This window comes from Pseudomonas sp. GW821-FHT05D12 (genome assembly GCF_059419825.1).
This window is the reverse complement of record NZ_JBWKSN010000005.1, coordinates 90064-108412: the sequence shown is the minus strand read 5'-3', so window position 1 is coordinate 108412 and position 18349 is coordinate 90064. Positions and strand designations below refer to the sequence as shown.

The window sequence follows — 18349 nt, the reverse complement described above, 5'->3', positions numbered from 1 at the left end:
ACGGTCCTTGGTCAGGAAGTCGAGGGCGGCTAGTTGTTGATAAGTTCTGCGGCAACCGCCGCCAGATCGTCAAAAATCAAGGTGCCTACCGGCAGGTTTTTCGCCTGGGTCTTTTCGCCTTTCCCGGTCTTAACCAAAACTGGCTGAGAGTCGACGGCTTTGGCCGCCTCCAGGTCACCGAGGCTGTCCCCGACGAACCATAGCCCAGCCAAGGGCACCTTGTAATGTTCTGCAATGGTTTTCAACATGCCAGGCTTGGGTTTGCGGCAATCGCAGCCCTCATCCGGCCCGTGGGGGCAGTACACCACCAGCCCCACCTCACCGCCCTGCTCGGCCACTAACGTGCGCAAGCGCGCGTGCATGGCGTCCAGGGTGGCGATGTCGTAGTAACCGCGGGCGATGCCGGACTGATTGGTGGCGATGGCCACCGTCCAGCCGGCTTTGCTCAACTGCGCGATGGCCTCGATCGAGCCGGGCAGTGGAATCCACTCCGCCACCGACTTGATGTAAGCGTCGGAGTCGTAGTTGATCACCCCGTCCCGATCGAGAATCAGCAGTTTCAACATGATCAGCCCAGTACGGAAATGTCGGCGATATTGATGAACAGGCCACGCAGACGCGCCAGCATGGCGTAGCGGTTTTTGCGTACACCCGCGTCTTCGGCATTGATCATCACCGCTTCGAAGAACGCATCCACCGGCTCACGCAAGGTGGCCAGGCGCGCCAGGGCTTCGGCGTAGTTGCGTTCGGCGATCAGCGGCTTCACGGCGTTCTCTGCCTTGGCAATGGCCGAGTTCAGCGAGAACTCCTTGGCATCGGCAAACAGGCCAGGGTCGACATCGGCGTTGCCCAGGCCTTCGGCCTTGCTCAGCAGGTTCGACACGCGCTTGTTCACGGCGGCCAGGGCATCGGCCTCAGGCAGTTTGCGGAAGGCCTGCACGGCTTGTACGCGCTGGTCGAAGTCCAGCGCCGAACCCGGCTGCAGGGCACGTACCGACAGGTACACCGAGACATCCACGCCTTCGTCTTCGTAACGCGCACGCAGGCGGTCGAACACGAACTCCAGGACTTGCTCGGCCAGGCCGGCCTGCTTGACCTTGCCGCCGAACTGGCCGACCGCGAACACCACGGCCTGGGTCAGGTCGAGGTCCAGCTTCTTGTCGATCAGGATACGCAGCACGCCCAGGGCCGCACGGCGCAGGGCATACGGGTCTTTGCTGCCGGTAGGCAACATGCCGATACCGAAGATACCCACGAGGGTGTCCAGCTTGTCGGCGATCGCCACGGCTGCACCGGTCAGGGTGGTCGGCAGTTCAGCGCCGGCACCGCGCGGCATGTACTGCTCGTTCAACGCCAGGGCGACATCGTCCGGCTCTCCGTCGTTGAGGGCGTAGTAGTAGCCGGCAACACCTTGCATCTCCGGGAACTCGCCGACCATCTCGGTGGCCAGGTCGCACTTGGACAGCAAGCCTGCACGCGCAGCCCAGGCAGCATCCCCACCAATGCGTGGCGCGATGTAGGCGGCCAGCTTGGAGACGCGCACGGCTTTGTCGTAGACGCTGCCGAGTTTTTCCTGGAACACCACGTTTTGCAGGCGCAGGTTGAAGTCTTCGAGCTTCTGCTTCTTGTCTTGCTTGAAGAAGAACTCGGCGTCGGTCAGGCGCGGGCGCACGACTTTCTCGTTACCGGCGATGATCTGCTGTGGGTCCTTGCTCTCGATGTTGGCCACGGTGATAAAGCGCGGCAGCAACTTGCCATCCACGTCCAGCAGGCAGAAGTACTTCTGGTTGTCCTGCATGGTGGTGATCAACGCCTCTTGCGGCACGTCGAGGAAACGCTCTTCGAACGAGCACACCAGCGGCACCGGCCATTCAACCAGCGCGGTCACTTCGTCGAGCAGGCTTGGCGGCACGATAGCGGTGCCTTCCTGCAGGCGGGCCAGCTCTTCAGTGCGCTTGCTGATCAGCTCGCGACGCTCGTTGGCATCGGCCAGCACGTAGGCTGCACGCAAGTCGTCGAGGTAGTTGGCCGGCGAGGTGATGCGCACGCTCTGCGGATGGTGGAAGCGGTGGCCACGGGAATCACGGCCGGCCTTCTGGGCAAGGAGCGTGCAGTCGATGACCTGGTCACCGAGCAGCATCACCAGCCATTGGGTCGGACGCACGAACTCTTCCTTGCGCGCGCCCCAGCGCATGCGCTTGGGGATCGGCAGGTCGTTCAGGGAATCTTCCACGATGGTCGGCAACAGGCTGGCCGTTGGCTTGCCCTTGATGACCTGGCTGAAACGCAGTTTCGGGCCGCTCTGATCGATTTCGCTCAGCTCGACGCCACACTTCTTGGCAAAGCCCAGGGCCGCTTGGGTCGGGTTGCCGTCAGCATCGAAAGCGGCCTGGCGCGGTGGGCCGTCCAGGTTGATGTTACGGTCTGGCTGCTGGGTTTCCAGCGCGGTCAGCAATACGGCCAGGCGACGTGGCGCGGCGTAGACTTTTTTCGCTTCAAACTTCAGGCCAGCGCTGTGCAGGCCTTTTTCGATACCGGCCAGAAACGCGTCGGCCAGAGTATTGAGTGCCTTGGGTGGCAGCTCTTCGGTGCCCAGTTCAACCAGAAAATCTTGAGCACTCATTGTGCAGCCTCCAGCTTAGCCAACACTTCATCACGCAAATCCGGGGTAGCCATCGGGAAGCCCAGCTTGGCGCGAGCCAGCAGGTAGGCTTGGGCGACGGAACGCGCCAGGGTGCGCACACGCAGGATGTATTGCTGGCGCGCGGTTACCGAGATGGCACGGCGAGCATCCAGCAGGTTGAAGGTATGGGACGCCTTCAACACCATTTCATAGCTCGGCAACGGCAGCGGCTGGTCGAGTTCGATCAGGCGCTTGGCTTCGCTTTCATAGAAGTCGAACAGTTCGAACAGCTTGTCGACGTTGGCATGTTCGAAGTTGTAGGTGGATTGCTCCACTTCGTTCTGGTGGAACACGTCGCCGTAGGTGACTTTGCCGAACGGGCCGTCAGCCCACACCAGGTCGTAGACCGAATCCACGCCTTGCAGGTACATGGCCAGGCGCTCGAGACCGTAGGTGATCTCGCCGGTCACCGGGTAGCACTCGATGCCGCCCGCTTGCTGGAAGTAGGTGAACTGGGTCACTTCCATGCCGTTGAGCCAGACTTCCCAGCCCAGGCCCCAGGCGCCCAGGGTTGGCGATTCCCAGTTGTCTTCGACGAAACGGATGTCGTGGACCAGCGGGTCCAGGCCGACATGTTTCAACGAGCCCAGGTACAGTTCCTGGAAGTTGTCCGGGTTCGGCTTCAGGACTACCTGGAACTGGTAGTAGTGCTGCAGACGGTTCGGGTTTTCGCCGTAGCGGCCGTCAGTCGGGCGACGACTGGGCTGCACATAAGCGGCGTTCCAGGTTTCCGGGCCGATGGCCCGCAGGAAGGTAGCGGTGTGGAAAGTGCCGGCGCCTACTTCCATATCGTAGGGCTGAAGTACCACACAACCTTGCTCGGCCCAGTATTGCTGGAGGGCGAGGATCAAGTCTTGGAAGGTACGCACGGCTGGCGTAGGCTGGCTCACGAAATTCACCTGTTACTTGGGCTGCGATTTAAAGAGCGGGAGTATACCCGATTCGGCCCTGCCACCACTCCCTGGAGCCTTATGCCACGCTGCTTTTGGTGTTCTGAAGATCCGCTGTACATGGCTTATCACGATCAAGAGTGGGGAACGCCGCTGCGCGATGCGCAGGGTTTGTTCGAGTTGCTTTTGCTCGAAGGGTTCCAGGCGGGCCTGTCCTGGATCACCGTTTTACGCAAACGCGAGCATTATCGAAAGGTCTTGTTCGGCTTTGATGCCCAGCGCCTGGCACAGTTGACCGATGCAGAAATCGAAGCGCTGATGCTCGACCCGGGCATCGTGCGCAATCGCCTCAAGCTCAACGCCACCCGACGCAATGCCGCTGCCTGGCTGGCGCTGGAGGACCCGGTGGAGTTTCTGTGGTCGTTTGTGGGCGGCGTGTCCAAGGTCAATCATTTCAAGGACCGCAGCCAGGTCCCGGCCATTACGCCGGAGGCTGAGGCCATGAGCCGCGCCCTGAAAAAAGCCGGGTTCACCTTCGTCGGCCCGACCATCTGTTACGCGTTCATGCAGGCCTCGGGCATGGTCATGGACCACACTCAGGATTGCGACCGTTACGCGGACTTGGCCAACGCCGGTTAGAATGGCCGCTTTGCGCACCACACACGATCAGGAGTGACCTGTGGAAAAGTTTAAAGGCGCCTTGCTGGTAGGCGCTCTTCGGTTATTTGCCCTATTGCCCTGGCGCGCGGTTCAAGCGGTCGGCACGGCGATTGGCTGGATCATGTGGAAGACCCCCAACCGCTCTCGCGACACGGTGCGGATCAACCTCTCCAAATGCTTCCCCGAGATGGACCCGGTCGAGCGCGAACGCCTGGTCGGTCGCAGCCTGATGGACATCGGCAAGTCGCTGACCGAAAGCGCCTGCGCCTGGATCTGGCCGGCCCAGCGCTCCATCGACCTGGTGCGCGAAGTCGAAGGCCTGGAAGTGCTGCATGAAGCCCTGGCCTCGGGCAAGGGCGTGGTCGGTATCACCAGCCACCTGGGCAACTGGGAGGTGTTGAACCACTTCTATTGCAGCCAGTGCAAACCGATCATCTTTTACCGTCCGCCCAAGCTCAAGGCCGTGGACGAATTGCTGCGCAAACAGCGCGTGCAATTGGGTAACCGCGTGGCGGCCTCCACCAAGGAAGGCATCCTCAGTGTGATCAAGGAAGTGCGCAAAGGCGGCCAGGTGGGCATCCCTGCCGATCCGGAGCCGGCGGAGTCGGCCGGTATCTTCGTACCGTTCTTCGCCACCCAGGCCCTGACCAGCAAGTTCGTGCCGAACATGTTGGCGGGGCACAAGGCCGTCGGCGTGTTCCTGCATGCCCTGCGGCTGCCGGACGGCTCGGGTTACAAAGTGATCTTGGAAGCGGCGCCGGAAGACATGTACAGCACCGACACTGCCACCTCCTGCGCGGCGATGAGCAAGGTGGTGGAGCGTTATGTCGGCGCCTACCCGAGCCAGTACATGTGGAGCATGAAGCGCTTCAAGAAACGCCCGCCGGGCGAGGCGCGGTGGTATTGATTCACGGCTGACTCAAGATCGATGCAAAACCAATGTGGGAGCGGGCTTGCTCGCGAAAGCGCAGTGTCAGTCACTGAATAGGTAGCTGATACACCGCATTCGCGAGCAAGCCCGCTCCCACATGTTTGATCTCCATTCACCCCTGGCGATCAAGTTTCTTCAGGAACACCGTCATCTCTTTCTCAGCCTGCTTGTCGCCATGGGCCTGGGCCGCTTCGATCCCCTTTTCCCACGCCTGTCGTGCTGCGGCACTGTCACCGTTGGCCTGATGCGCCTTGCCCAACAACTTCCACGCCGCCGAATACTTCGGATCAAATTCGACGCACTTGTGCAAATGCTCCGCCGCCTTGGCGTTGTCCTTCAGATCCAGATAACCCTTGCCCAAACCAAACCGCAGCAATGAGTTATCCACACCCTTGGCGAGCATTTTTTCCAGGGATTCGAGCATGGCTGTGCATCCTTTAGCTAGGTCGGGTTTTCAATAACGCCCTCGCGGGCAAACCCGCTTCCATAGCAGGAGCGCGATCTCCTGTGGGAGCGGGCTTGCCCGCGATGAGGGCGGCAGGCTCAGCTGAATGTGTTGATCAGAAAAAGCTCAGCCCCACGTGGAACAACTTCTCCACATCACGGATATGTTTCTTGTCCACCAGGAACAGGATCACATGGTCACCCGTGGCGATCACCGTGTCGTCGTGGGCAATGATCACTTCTTCGTCACGAATGATCGCACCAATGGTGGTGCCCGGCGGTAGGCCGATATCGCGGATGGCCTTGCCGATCACCTTGCTCGATTTCGCGTCGCCGTGGGCAATCGCCTCGATGGCTTCCGCCGCGCCACGGCGCAGGGAGTGCACGCTGACGATATCGCCACGGCGCACGTGGGCAAGCAAGGTGCCGATGGTCGCCAGCTGCGGGCTGATGGCGATGTCGATATCGCCGCCCTGGATCAGGTCGACATAGGCCGGGTTGTTGATGATGGTCATCACCTTCTTGGCGCCCAATCGCTTGGCCAGCAAGGACGACATGATGTTGGCCTCGTCATCGTTGGTCAGCGCCAGGAAGATATCGGCGTCGGCGATGTTCTCCTCCATCAGCAGGTCACGGTCCGAGGCGCTGCCTTGGAGGACGACGGTGCTGTCGAGGGTGTCGGACAAGTGCCGGCAGCGTGCAGGATTCATCTCGATGATCTTGACCTGATAGCGGCTCTCGATGGCTTCGGCCAGGCGCTCGCCAATCTGCCCGCCACCGGCGATGACGATGCGTTTGTAGGTCTCGTCCAGCCGGCGCATTTCGCTCATCACCGCACGAATATTGGCTTTGGCAGCGATGAAAAATACTTCGTCGTCGGCCTCGATCACGGTGTCTCCCTGGGGCAGGATCGGTCGGTCGCGGCGGAAGATCGCCGCCACGCGGGTTTCCACATTCGGCATGTGTTCGCGCAGCTGGCGTAATTGCTGGCCCACCAACGGACCGCCGTAGTAGGCCTTCACCGCCACCAGTTGGGCCTTGCCCTCGGCGAAGTCGATCACCTGCAAGGCCCCGGGAATTTCGATCAGGCGCTTGATGTAGTGGGTCACCACCTGTTCCGGGCTGATCAGCACGTCCACTGGAATCGCGTCGTTGTCGAAAAGCCCGGCACGGGTCAGGTAAGCCGCCTCACGCACGCGGGCGATTTTGGTCGGGGTGTGGAACAGGGTGTGGGCGACCTGGCAGGCGACCATATTGGTCTCGTCGCTGTTGGTCACCGCCACCAGCATGTCGGCGTCGTCGGCGCCGGCCTGGCGCAGCACCGTCGGAAATGACGCGCGGCCCTGCACGGTGCGGATGTCCAGGCGGTCGCCAAGGTTGCGCAGGCGTTCGGCATCGGTGTCGACCACAGTGATGTCGTTGGCTTCACTGGCCAAATGTTCGGCCAGCGTGCCACCGACCTGCCCTGCCCCAAGGATGATGATTTTCATCCGGTCACTCCCTTAAACCCATTCAGCCGCGCGCGGCGGCAATCTTGATCAGTTTGGCGTAATAGAAGCCGTCGTGTCCGCCTTCCTGTGCAAGCAATTGGCGACCATGGGGTTGCTTGATGCCGGCGGCCGTGGCGAGATCGAGCTCACGCGCACCGCTGGTGCGGGCGAGGAAGGCTTGGATCACCTCGGTGTTTTCGGTGGGCAAGGTCGAGCAGGTGGCGTAGAGCAGGATGCCGCCGACTTCAAGGGTCGGCCACAGTGCGTCGAGCAACTCGCCTTGCAGCACGGCCAGGGCGGCGATGTCGTCGGGTTGGCGGGTCAGCTTGATGTCCGGGTGGCGACGGATCACGCCGGTGGCGGAACAGGGGGCGTCGAGCAGGATGCGCTGGAACGGCTTGCCGTCCCACCAGGTGGCGGTGTCGCGGCCGTCGGCGGCGATCAGCTCGGCACTCAGGCCCAGGCGTGCGAGGTTTTCCCGCACGCGCACCAGGCGCTTGGCTTCCAGGTCGACGGCGACCACACCGGCGAGGTCTTTTTCGACCTCAAGAATGTGACAAGTCTTACCGCCAGGCGCGCAGCAGGCGTCCAGCACGCGCTGGCCGGGGGCCAGGTCGAGCAGGTCGGCGGCCAGTTGCGCGGCTTCGTCCTGCACGCTGATCCAGCCTTCGGCAAAGCCCGGCAGGCTGCGCACATCGGTGGCGGCGTCGAGAACAATGCCGTCGACGCTGTACACGCAGGCAGTAGCGCCAATGCCCGCGTCCGCCAGCAGTTGCAGGTAGCTGTCCCGGTGGTGATGGCGACGGTTGACCCGCAGGATCATCGGCGGGTGTGCATTGTTGGCCGCGCAAATGGCTTCCCATTGCTCGGGCCAGAAGGCTTTCAGGGACTTTTGCAGCCAGCGCGGGTGGGCGGTGCGCACCACCGGGTCATGCTCCAGCTCGGCCAGCAGTGCTTCGCTTTCACGCTGGGCGCGGCGCAGTACGGCATTGAGCAGCGCCTTGGCCCAGGGCTTTTTCAGTTTATCGGCGCAACCGACGGTTTCGCCGATGGCCGCGTGGGCCGGCACGCGGGTGTAGAGCAACTGGTAGAGGCCCACCAGCAGCAATGCTTCGACATCGGCATCCGCCGCCTTGAAGGGCTTTTGCAGCAGCTTGGCCGCCAGCGCCGACAAGCGCGGCTGCCAGCGTGCAGTGCCGAAGGCCAGGTCCTGGGTGAAGCCACGGTCGCGGTCGTCGACCTTATCCAGTTGCGTGGGCAACGAACTGTTCAGCGAAGCCTTGCCGTTGAGGACGGCGGCGAGAGCCTTGGCGGCGGCCAGACGCGGATTCATTGCGCGACCACCCCGAGAAGCGTGCCCAGGGCAAATTTCTCACGACGGCTGTTGAACAAATCGCTGAAATTAAGCGCCTTGCCCCCGGGCAATTGCAGACGGGTCAGGCACAGCGCCTGCTCACCACAGGCGACCAACAGGCCGTCCTTGCTGGCGCCGATGATTTCACCGGGAGCACCTTTACCGTCGGCCAGGGTGGCGGCCAATACCTTCAGGGCTTCGCCATTAAGGCTGCTGTGGCAGATCGGCCACGGGTTGAACGCGCGCACCAGGCGCTCCAGCTCCACGGCCGGGCGGTTCCAGTCGATGCGCGCCTCGTCCTTGTTCAGCTTGTGGGCGTAGGTGGCCAGGCTGTCGTCCTGCACTTCGCCTTCCAGGGTACCGGCGGCGAGCCCGGCGATGGCCTGGATCACGGCAGGCGGGCCCAGTTCGGCCAGGCGGTCGTGCAGGCTGCCGCCAGTGTCTTCGGCGGTGATCGGGGTGGTGACTTTGAGCAGCATCGGGCCGGTGTCCAGGCCAGCCTCCATGCGCATCACGGTGACGCCGCTTTCACGGTCGCCGGCTTCCACGGCGCGTTGGATCGGCGCTGCACCGCGCCAGCGCGGCAGCAGCGATGCATGGCTGTTGATGCAACCCAGGCGTGGAATATCCAGCACCGCTTGCGGCAGGATCAGGCCATAAGCGACCACGACCAGCAAATCCGGCTGCAGCGCGGCCAGTTCGGCCTGGGCCTCGGCATTGCGCAGGGTCGGCGGTTGCAGCACAGCAATGTTGTGCTCGAGCGCCAGTTGCTTGACCGGGCTCGGCATCAGTTTTTGCCCGCGACCGGCCGGGCGATCCGGCTGGGTGTACACCGCGACGATGTCATAGGGGCTGGCAAGCAGCGCCTTGAGGTGTTCGGCGGCGAATTCGGGGGTGCCGGCAAAAACAATGCGCAATGGCTCGGTCATGGGAGGTCTCGGTTAAAAGCAGTCACAAAAGAAAAAGGCTTGCCGCAGCAAGCCTTTGGAAGAAGGGCATCAAGCTTGCTGGCGATGCTTTTTTTCCAGCTTCTTCTTGATCCGGTCACGTTTGAGCGTGGACAGGTAATCGACAAACAGCTTGCCGTTGAGGTGGTCGCATTCGTGCTGGATGCAGACTGCCAGCAGGCCTTCGGCAATCAGCTCGAACGGCTTGCCGTCGCGGTCCAGGGCCTTGATCTTCACGCGCAGCGGGCGTTCGACGTTCTCGTAGAACTCCGGCACCGACAGGCAGCCTTCCTGGTATTCGCCCATTTCGTCGGTCAGTGGTTCGAACTCGGGATTGATGTACACCCTCGGTTCGCTGCGGTCTTCCGACAGGTCCATGACCACGACGCGCTGATGCACGTTGACCTGGGTCGCGGCGAGGCCGATGCCCGGGGCTTCATACATTGTTTCAAACATGTCATCGACCAACTGACGAACCTTGTCGTCCACTACGGCCACCGGTTTGGCGATCGTGCGCAGGCGCGAGTCGGGGAATTCGAGGATGTTCAAAATAGCCATAAGCGTAATTGCTGCACATGTGAGGTAGAGGCAAATCGGCGTTGGGATGGACCCAGACAGCCGGTGTGAAAGGCTCGCAAGCCGCGAAGGCTATGGCATTTCACGCGAACGCACATAATAAAGGAGATTCACCCCATGAGGAAATCGCTACTCGTCTTGCTGCTGTGGGCCCCGCTTGCCATGGCCCTGCTTCCTGCACCCGTCCAGCGCCTGGATCCGCCGGCCTATCAGGCCATCCAGCGCTTTTTGTTGCACAACCGCATTCTTGATTCGCCCACCGACCTGGACACCGCGCCCTATATTGTCGCCGCCGGCAACGGCCGGGTATTGGGCGCCCATGACGAGCACGTGCATGCCCGGGGCGACCTGGATCCTGCCCAGCCGGGTTATGCAATCGTGCGACGCGGCAAGGCTTACACCGATCCGCACACCCAGGAGCTGCTGGGTATCAACGTCGATGACATCGGCACCGCACAATTTGTAACCGCAGGTGATCTCACCACCCTCGCCGTGCATCGGGTCACCCAGGAGGTCCGGCCTGGCGATCGCTTGCTGCGCGTCCAACCTGCCATCGATCCGGCCAACTTTGGCGCATCCCGATCGGCGCCGTTCATTGCGGGACAGATCATCGATATCCCCAGGGGCGTGACCCAGATCGGCGTGCTGGATGCCGTCACCCTGAACAAAGGCCGCCGTGACGGTGTGGTCGAAGGCCAACTGCTGACATTGATCAAGGCCGGCGCGACTGTGCGCGACACCCTGACTGGCGCACCGGTCACGCTACCGGACGAACGTGCCGGCACGCTGTTGGTGTTTCGCACCTATGAAAAGCTCAGTTATGGCCTGGTGCTCAGTGCTTCCCGACCCCTGGCCGTAATGGATCGTTTCGAGAGTGCTGATCAAACGCAATAAATAGCCTGCTAAATAAGTTACCAACAGAGTTATCCACAGCTTGTTCCGGTCAAGGATGATCAGATGTATCCGATAAACAGCAGTGAAATATCCCCTTCAGAACTGGAAGCCCGACTACGCTTGCACAGGCTGCCGGAGGTGGGCCCGAAGCGTTTTCGCTTATTGATCGAGGCATTCGGCTCGGCCTCAAAGGCGATCAGCGCGCCGGCCAGTGCCTGGCGTTCCCTGGGTTTGCCAGCCATCAGCGCCGAGGCTCGGCGCAGTCACGAGATCCGCGACGGTGCCAGCCGGGCATTGGGCTGGCTTGAGCACCCGGCCCAGCATTTGCTGATGTGGGACCAGCCGGACTACCCCGCCTTGCTTGCCCAGATCGACGATGCGCCGCCGCTTTTATTCGTCGCAGGCGACCCCGGGATCCTGGAAAAACCGCAGTTGGCGATGGTCGGCAGTCGCCGTGCATCACGCCCAGGCATGGACACCGCCGCTGCCTTTTCCCGCAGCCTGGCAAGCGCCGGTTTTGTCATCACCAGTGGCCTGGCGTTGGGCATCGACGGTGCGGCTCATCAAGCGGCATTGGACGTCGGCGGCCAGACCATCGGCGTGCTCGGCACGGGGCTGGAAAATTTTTATCCACAGCGCCACAAACGCCTGGCAGAAGCGATGATTGCCCATGGCAGCGCAGTGGTTTCCGAGTTTGCGCTGGATGCCGCGCCCCATGCGGCCAACTTTCCACGACGCAACCGAATCATCAGCGGCCTGTCCCTGGGCGTACTGGTGGTGGAAGCCAGCATCGCCAGCGGCTCGTTGATTACGGCGAAACTGGCGGCTGAACAGGGGCGTGAGGTGTATGCGATTCCGGGCTCTATCCATCATCCCGGCGCCAAGGGCTGCCACCAGTTGATCCGCGACGGCGCGGTACTGGTGGAAACCATCGAGCACATTCTGGAAGGGTTGCGCGGCTGGCAGGCGTTGTCTCGCCCGGTGCCGATACCGGTGGTGCATCCGCTTGTGGCGCTGCTGCACGCGGCGCCTCACACCAGTGAGGGGTTGGCGATTGCCAGCGGGCGCCCGCTGTCCCAGGTGTTGGCGACCCTGACGGAGCTGGAGCTGGAAGGCCAGGTGATCTGCGAAAGCGGGCGCTGGCTTGCGCGCTGCTAGGTTTTGTAACGAAGATCGGTAAACTGCGCAGAGCTTTAGTCCGGAGAGTGAGCAATGGTCAACAGGTGGCGTGTGCTGGAAACCGCACGAGAAATTCGCGCAGGCGCGGTGATCGCCTACCCAACCGAGGCGGTGTGGGGCTTGGGCTGCGATCCGTGGAATGAAGAGGCAGTCGACCGTCTGCTCGCGATCAAAAACCGCTCGGTAGACAAGGGCCTGATCCTGGTGGCGGACAACATTCGCCAGTTCGATTTTCTCTTCGAAGACTTCCCGCAGGACTGGATCGACCGCATGGCCAGCACTTGGCCGGGGCCGAACACCTGGCTGGTGCCCCACCAGGATCTGTTGCCGGAATGGGTGACCGGGATGCACGACACCGTCGCGTTGCGCGTCACCGACCACCCACTGGTGCGGGACCTGTGTTCGCTGGTCGGGCCGTTGATTTCGACGTCGGCCAATCCTCAAGGCCGTCCTGCCGCGCGCACGCGAATTCGCGTGGAGCAGTACTTCCGCGGCCAGGTGGACCTGGTATTGGGCGGCGCCCTGGGTGGGCGCAAGAACCCGAGCCTGATTCGAAACCTGGCAACCGGTGAGGTGGTGCGGCCGTCCTGAGGGCGCATCGTGCCCATCGCCGGCAGGCCCGCTTTAGCCGGCTTGCTGGCGATGGCACCCTCAAGCCTTACGGCAGCAGAATGGTCGACCCGGTGGTGCGACGCCCCGACAGCTCCGTCTGCGCCTTGGCCGCATCCGCCAGCGCAAACCGCTGATTGATATCAATGCGCACCTTGCCGCTCTTGATCATCGAAAACAGGTCGTCAGCCATGGCCTGCAAGTCTTTCGGGTTGCTGGCGTAGGTCGCCAGGGTCGGGCGGGTCACGTACAGCGAGCCCTTGGCTGCCAGAATCCCCAGGTTCACCCCGTCCACCGCGCCTGACGCGTTACCGAAGCTCACCACCAGGCCGCGTGGTGCCACGCTGTCCAAAGAGGTCAGCCAAGTGTCCTTGCCGACGCCGTCGTACACCACCGGGACCTTTTTGCCGTCGGTCAATTCCAGGACGCGCTGTGCGACGTTTTCCTTGCTGTAGTCGATGGTTTCCCAGGCACCGAGGGATTTGGCCAGCGCGGCTTTTTCCGGCGAGCTGACCGTACCGATCAGCTTGACGCCCAGCGCCTTGGCCCATTGGCAGGCCAGGGAGCCCACGCCACCGGCAGCGGCGTGGAACAGGATGGTCTCGCCACCCTTGAGCTCATAGGTCTGGCGCAGCAGGTACTGCACGGTCAGGCCCTTGAGCATGGCGCCGGCGGCTTGTTCGAAGCTGATGTCGTCCGGCAGGTGCACCAGGTTGGCGGCGGGCAGCACGTGCAATTCGCTGTAGGCGCCCAGCGGGCCGCTGCCATAGGCTACGCGGTCGCCGACCTTGAACTGGCTGACCTCACTGCCGACCGCATCGACCACGCCAGCGCCTTCCGCGCCGAGCCCCGATGGCAGGGCCGGCGGCGCGTAGAGCCCACTGCGAAAATAGGTGTCGATGAAGTTCAGGCCGATGGCCTCGTTACGCACGCGAACCTGCTGCGGGCCCGGCTCTGCCGGCGTGTAGTCCACATACTCAAGCACTTCGGGGCCGCCATGGGCGCTGAACTGGATACGTTTGGCCATCTGCACTTCTCCTGAGGTCTATTTCGCGTAGCCCACTATCCCACTCCTAAGCTTGACCTTCGTCAACTGCGGCGACACAGGGTGCAGTGGTATCCTGTGCGCCCATTTGCCGCCGACGCCCAATGGCCTCGCGTAGCTTTGCCCGATTCAAGGTGATGCCATGACTACCCGCACCGAGGCTGTAAAGGCCTACCTGCTTGACCTGCAAGACCGCATTTGCAGCGCCCTGGAAACCTTCGAGACGGACACTCGCTTCATCGAAGACGCCTGGACCCGGCCTGCCGGCGGCGGGGGTCGCACCCGTGTGATCGAAAACGGGTCGGTGATCGAAAAAGGCGGCGTTAACTTTTCCCACGTGTTCGGTAGCGGCCTCCCGCCGTCCGCCAGCGCCCATCGTCCCGAGCTGGCCGGTCGCGGGTTTGAAGCCCTGGGCGTGTCGCTGGTGATCCACCCGCACAACCCGCATGTGCCGACTTCCCACGCCAACGTGCGTTTTTTCATCGCCGAAAAAGACGGCGAAGAGCCGGTGTGGTGGTTCGGTGGCGGTTTCGACCTCACGCCCTACTACGGCAACGAAGAAGACTGCATCCACTGGCACCGTGTGGCCGAGCAGGCCTGTGCGCCGTTCGGTGCAGAGGTCTACTCGCGCTATAAGGCCTGGTGCGACAGCTACTTCCACATCAAGCATCGCAACGAGCCCCGGGGTATCGGCGGGCTGTTCTTCGATGACCTGAACGAGTGGGACTTCGATACCTGCTTCGCCTTCATCCGCGCGATCGGCGACGCCTACATCGACGCTTACCTGCCCATCGTGCAGCGCCGCAAAGCCATGGCTTACACCGAGCAGCAGCGCGAATTCCAGGAGTTTCGCCGCGGCCGCTACGTTGAGTTCAACCTGGTCTACGACCGCGGCACCCTGTTCGGACTGCAGTCGGGCGGGCGTACCGAGTCGATCCTGATGTCGCTGCCGCCGCAAGTGCGCTGGAGCTACGACTGGAAAGCCGCAGCCGGCAGCGAAGAAGCACGCCTCACTGACTACTTCCTGCAAGACCGCGACTGGCTTGGCGTGGCTGCGCCCAAGGCGGCCGTCTGATGGATCGTTACGTGGTATTCGGCAACCCTATCGGCCACAGCAAGTCGCCGCTGATTCACCGGATGTTCGCCGAGCAGACCGGCGAGCACCTGGACTACAGCACCCTGCTGGCGCCGCTGGAGGATTTTACCGGCTGCGCCCGTGAGTTCTTTCAGCAGGGCCGTGGTGCCAACGTCACCGTGCCGTTCAAGGAAGACGCCTACCGCCTGGCCAACACCTTGACCGAACGCGCCCAACGCGCCGGTGCTGTGAACACCCTGAGCAAACTGGCCGACGGCACCTTGCTCGGCGATAACACCGACGGCGCCGGCCTGGTGCGCGACCTGACGGTCAACGCCGGGTTAAGCCTGCAGGGCAAACGCATTCTGTTGCTGGGTGCCGGTGGTGCGGTGCGCGGCGCGCTGGAGCCGTTGCTGGCCGAGCGGCCCGCCTCATTGATCATCGCCAACCGCACGGTGGAAAAAGCCGAATTGCTCGCCGAGCTGTTCGACGATCTGGGCCCGGTGTCCGCCAGTGGTTTCGATTGGCTGCGTGAGCCGGTGGACGTGATCATCAACGCCACGTCCGCCAGCCTGTCAGGCGATGTACCGCCGATTGCCGGCAGCCTGATCGAACCGGGCAAGACGTTCTGCTACGACATGATGTACGCCAAGGAACCGACCGCGTTCTGTCGCTGGGCTACCGAGCAAGGTGCCGCCGTGGCGATGGATGGCCTGGGTATGCTGGTGGAACAGGCCGCGGAAGCGTTCTTCCTGTGGCGCGGCGTGCGCCCGGAGTCGGCACCGGTTTTAGCTGAACTGCGGCGGCAGCTGGCCTGAAGCTATCTGATGTGGGCATGGCCAATGTGGAAGCTGGCTTGCCTGCGATAGCGGCAGGTCAGCCACACCTGGCACTGATACGCCGCAATCGCAGGCAAGCCAGCTCCCACAGGTTTAACCGCGTTCAGTCTTCGAAATGGATGGGGCATTTATCCGCCCCTTCCAGCTTTTTCAACTCTTCCACCACCTGCGGCCGCGCCCGGCGCAATGTCAGGCTACGCCCCAACCCCCGCAACCGCCGCGCCTCCTGGTGCAGCATCTCGACGCCGGAATAGTCGATAAAGTTGATCTGCTGCGCCTCGATCACCACCCGCTCGCCCGAAAGGCTTTGCAGGCGCACTTGCAGGTAATGGCTGGCGCCGAAAAAGATCGAGCCGCCCACGCGCAACACATCTTCATCTCCGTCGCGCCACTGCTGGACCCTCGGTTGCGACGTGCGCTTGAGGTAGAAAAACAGCGAGGCCAGCACCCCCGCGTAGATCGCCGTTTGCAGCTCCAGCAACAACGTGGCGACGCACGTCAGGCTCATCACCACGAACTCGGCGCGGCTGACCCGGAACAATGCGCGAATGCCGCGTTGGTCAACCAGGCCCCAGCAAATCAGCAAGATGCTGGCGGCCATGCTCGGGATCGGAATATGCGCGATCAGCGCCGCACCAAAAAGTGCGAAGAGCGCCACCCAGAGGGCAGAAAACACCCCGGCCAAGGGTGAGCAGGCACCGGCCTCGTAGCTGAGGCCGGAGCGGGTAAAGGAACCGGCTGACAGATACCCGGAGAAAAATCCGCCAACAATATTGGATAAACCCTGAGCGCGAACTTCCTGGTTCGCATCGAGCAATTGCTGAGAACGCGCTGATAGCGAGCGGGCAATCGACAGGCTGGTCACCAGCCCCAGCATGCCCACCGCAACGGCGCTGGGCAGCAGGCGCAGGATCATGTCCAGATCCATCGGCAACGGACTGAACGGTGGCAGCTTGCCGATAAACGAACTGACCAGCGCCACATGCCCGAACATCGCCGGCCATACCCAGGCGGCCAGGCTGCCAAGGGCCAGCGCGATCAGCAGTGTCGGCCAGCGCGGCACCAGCACTTTGAGCAACGCACCCACCAGCAACGTGCCTAAACCGAGGCCCAAGGAAGCGTGGTCCCACTCGCCGCCATGGTCGATCAACGCCAGCAGGCTGTTGATCGCTGTGGCCTGGCTGGGCAAATCCAGCCCGAGCAGATTAGGCAATTGCCCCAGGGCGATCACCACGGCGGCGCCGAGGGTGAAACCCAACACCACCGAATGCGAGACGAAATTCACCAGCGCGCCGAAGCGCAGCATGCCCAGCAGCCACTGGAACACGCCGGCGAGGAAGGTCAGCAGCAGGATCAAGGTTATGTAGTCCTGTGACCCGGGCACGGCCAACGGGCTGACGCTGGCGTAGAGCACAATGGAAATGGCCGCCGTGGGGCCGCAGATCAGGTGCCAGGACGAGCCCCAGAGGCAGGCGATCAGCACCGGGATGATGGCGGCGTACAGGCCGTATTCGGGTGGGAGCCCGGCAATCAGCGCGTAGGCAATCGACTGCGGCAAGGCGAGCACGGCCCCGCTGAGGCCGACCATCGCGTCGCGGCCGACACTGGCGCGGGTCTGGCGCGGGAGCCAGGCGAGGAAGGGGAAGAGTGATTGGCGGGTGGGCCGGGGCATCGGGCTGCTCGAAATACTGTAGGAGCTGGCGGGCCAGCGAAGGTGGGTAACGATAACGCGGGTTGTCTGAAAAAACGCGGCGTTTTCGAGTGCTTCGCCGGCAAGCCGGCTCCTACAGGGGGTGGTGTTGCCTTCAGAGTTTGGCTTTTACGGCGGCCAGCGCATCCTGGCCATCCACGGTTTTCACGCCGTCCAGCCACTTGTCCAAGACCGCCGGGTTAGCCTTGATCCACGCCTTCGCCGCATCGGCATTGCTGACCTTGTTGTTGGCCACCTGCGCCATGATCGCGTTCTCCATGTCCTGGGTGAAACTCAGGTTGGTCAGCAGTTTTCCGACATTCGGGCAGGCTTGTGCATAACCCTTGCGGGTCAAGGTGTACACGCTGCCGGTGTCACCGAAGTACTTTTCGCCACCCTTGAGGTAATGCATTTTCAGCTGCACGTTCATCGGGTGCGGCGTCCAGCCGAGGAAGGTCACGAACTTCTGTTTCTTCACTGCCCGCGACACCTCGGCAAGCATCGCCTGTTCGCTGGATTCCACCAGCTTCCACTGGCCAAGGTCGAAGTCATTCTTCTTGATGATCTCCTGCAGCGAGATATTCGCCGGCGCGCCGGAGCCGATGCCGTAGATCTTCTTGTCGAACTTGTCGGCAAATTTGTTCAGGTCGGCGAAGTCATGTACCCCGGCGTCCCACACATAGTCCGGTACGGCGAGGGTGAACTCGGTGCCGTCGAGGTTTTTCGCCAGTTGCACCACATCGCCATTGGCCACGAACTTATCGTAGAAGCCCTGTTGCGCCGGCATCCAGTTGCCCAGGAACACATCCACCTGGCCATCCTTGAGCCCGCCAAAGGTGATCGGCACCGCCAGGGTGTCGACCTTGGCCTTGTAGCCCATGCCGCTCAACAGGAAACCGGTGATGGCATTGGTCGCGGCAATGTCGCTCCAGCCTGGATCGGCCATCTTCACCGTCTCACAACCGGTGTCGGCGTACACGTTGGCGCAGCTCAACGCCAGCATGCCCAGCACCACAGTCAATTTTTGCATGGCCTTCCCTCTG

General features: G+C 62.5%; 18 protein-coding genes. 7 read left to right on the top strand and 11 right to left on the bottom strand.

What is annotated here, in order from left to right; genetic code table 11:
• Positions 1-29: 29 nt before the first annotated feature.
• From gmhB to glyQ, 3 genes are read right to left on the bottom strand one after another with little or no spacing between them, the layout of a single operon-like run.
• Positions 30-569 (bottom strand): D-glycero-beta-D-manno-heptose 1,7-bisphosphate 7-phosphatase, encoded by a 540-nt coding sequence (gene gmhB, locus AC07SI_RS10835; RefSeq protein ID WP_174245652.1) that lies wholly within the window; start codon positions 567-569, stop codon positions 30-32.
• Entirely contained in the window at positions 569-2623 is a 2055-nt protein-coding gene (gene glyS, locus AC07SI_RS10830) for a glycine--tRNA ligase subunit beta (protein WP_065902707.1), read from the bottom strand. Before glyS ends, gmhB begins: the two co-directional genes overlap by 1 nt.
• Positions 2620-3573 (bottom strand): glycine--tRNA ligase subunit alpha, encoded by a 954-nt coding sequence (gene glyQ, locus AC07SI_RS10825; protein WP_003187265.1) that lies wholly within the window; start codon positions 3571-3573, stop codon positions 2620-2622. Before glyQ ends, glyS begins: the two co-directional genes overlap by 4 nt.
• Positions 3574-3654: 81 nt before the next feature.
• Here glyQ and AC07SI_RS10820 point away from each other — a divergent pair, with 81 nt between their 5' ends.
• Together AC07SI_RS10820 and AC07SI_RS10815 are read left to right on the top strand one after the other, a co-directional pair.
• On the top strand, positions 3655-4212 hold the full coding sequence (locus tag AC07SI_RS10820; RefSeq protein WP_495005712.1) for a DNA-3-methyladenine glycosylase I: 558 nt from the start codon (positions 3655-3657) through the stop codon (positions 4210-4212).
• 40 nt (positions 4213-4252) lie between these two features.
• Positions 4253-5140: a lysophospholipid acyltransferase gene (locus tag AC07SI_RS10815; protein WP_065902711.1), complete on the top strand. Its 888-nt coding sequence runs from the start codon at positions 4253-4255 to the stop codon at positions 5138-5140.
• A 136-nt stretch (positions 5141-5276) separates the two neighbouring features.
• Here the strand turns inward: AC07SI_RS10815 and AC07SI_RS10810 are convergent, their stop codons facing one another.
• From AC07SI_RS10810 to def, 5 genes are all read right to left on the bottom strand, one after another.
• Positions 5277-5588 carry a tetratricopeptide repeat protein gene (locus AC07SI_RS10810; protein ID WP_495005711.1) on the bottom strand — a complete coding sequence of 104 codons (312 nt, stop codon included), beginning with the start codon at positions 5586-5588 and terminating at the stop codon, positions 5277-5279.
• Between the two features lie 136 nt (positions 5589-5724).
• Positions 5725-7098 (bottom strand): Trk system potassium transporter TrkA, encoded by a 1374-nt coding sequence (trkA, locus tag AC07SI_RS10805; RefSeq protein ID WP_065902713.1) that lies wholly within the window; start codon positions 7096-7098, stop codon positions 5725-5727.
• A gap of 22 nt (positions 7099-7120) precedes the next feature.
• Positions 7121-8431 (bottom strand): 16S rRNA (cytosine(967)-C(5))-methyltransferase RsmB, encoded by a 1311-nt coding sequence (gene rsmB, locus AC07SI_RS10800; RefSeq protein WP_201146228.1) that lies wholly within the window; start codon positions 8429-8431, stop codon positions 7121-7123.
• Complete coding sequence (fmt, locus tag AC07SI_RS10795) at positions 8428-9381, bottom strand: methionyl-tRNA formyltransferase (protein ID WP_495005710.1); 954 nt, start codon at positions 9379-9381, stop codon at positions 8428-8430. Before fmt ends, rsmB begins: the two co-directional genes overlap by 4 nt.
• A 69-nt stretch (positions 9382-9450) precedes the next feature.
• Complete coding sequence (gene def, locus AC07SI_RS10790; RefSeq protein WP_053127413.1) at positions 9451-9957, bottom strand: peptide deformylase; 507 nt, start codon at positions 9955-9957, stop codon at positions 9451-9453.
• A 135-nt stretch (positions 9958-10092) separates the two neighbouring features.
• Here def and AC07SI_RS10785 point away from each other — a divergent pair, with 135 nt between their 5' ends.
• The 3 genes from AC07SI_RS10785 (at position 10093) to tsaC (ending at position 12639) form a co-directional block, all read left to right on the top strand.
• Positions 10093-10869 carry a peptidoglycan-binding protein gene (locus tag AC07SI_RS10785; RefSeq protein WP_495005709.1) on the top strand — a complete coding sequence of 259 codons (777 nt, stop codon included), beginning with the start codon at positions 10093-10095 and terminating at the stop codon, positions 10867-10869.
• A 63-nt stretch (positions 10870-10932) separates the two neighbouring features.
• A complete protein-coding gene (gene dprA / locus AC07SI_RS10780) occupies positions 10933-12027 on the top strand; it encodes a DNA-processing protein DprA (protein ID WP_065902719.1) in 1095 nt (364 codons plus the stop codon).
• 54 nt (positions 12028-12081) lie between these two features.
• Positions 12082-12639, top strand: coding sequence for an L-threonylcarbamoyladenylate synthase type 1 TsaC (tsaC, locus tag AC07SI_RS10775; protein ID WP_065902720.1), 558 nt, complete (start codon positions 12082-12084; stop codon positions 12637-12639).
• 67 nt (positions 12640-12706) lie between these two features.
• Here tsaC and AC07SI_RS10770 read toward each other — a convergent pair whose 3' ends face one another.
• A complete protein-coding gene (locus tag AC07SI_RS10770; protein WP_065902722.1) occupies positions 12707-13684 on the bottom strand; it encodes an NADPH:quinone reductase in 978 nt (325 codons plus the stop codon).
• Between the two features lie 160 nt (positions 13685-13844).
• Between AC07SI_RS10770 and hemF the strand changes: the two genes are divergently transcribed.
• Positions 13845-14777 (top strand): oxygen-dependent coproporphyrinogen oxidase, encoded by a 933-nt coding sequence (gene hemF, locus AC07SI_RS10765; protein WP_065902724.1) that lies wholly within the window; start codon positions 13845-13847, stop codon positions 14775-14777.
• Positions 14777-15595 (top strand): shikimate dehydrogenase, encoded by an 819-nt coding sequence (gene aroE, locus AC07SI_RS10760; protein WP_495005708.1) that lies wholly within the window; start codon positions 14777-14779, stop codon positions 15593-15595. The genes hemF and aroE overlap by 1 nt, the downstream gene beginning before the upstream one ends.
• 124 nt (positions 15596-15719) lie before the next feature.
• On the opposite strand, the gene AC07SI_RS10755 is transcribed toward aroE, so the two are convergent.
• On the bottom strand, positions 15720-17288 hold the full coding sequence (locus AC07SI_RS10755; RefSeq protein ID WP_065902726.1) for a SulP family inorganic anion transporter: 1569 nt from the start codon (positions 17286-17288) through the stop codon (positions 15720-15722).
• 133 nt (positions 17289-17421) lie between these two features.
• The gene (gene choX, locus AC07SI_RS10750; RefSeq protein ID WP_065902727.1) at positions 17422-18336 is read right to left on the bottom strand and encodes a choline ABC transporter substrate-binding protein; all 915 of its coding nucleotides are present in this window, start codon (positions 18334-18336) and stop codon (positions 17422-17424) included.
• Between the last annotated feature and the right edge of the window lie 13 nt (positions 18337-18349).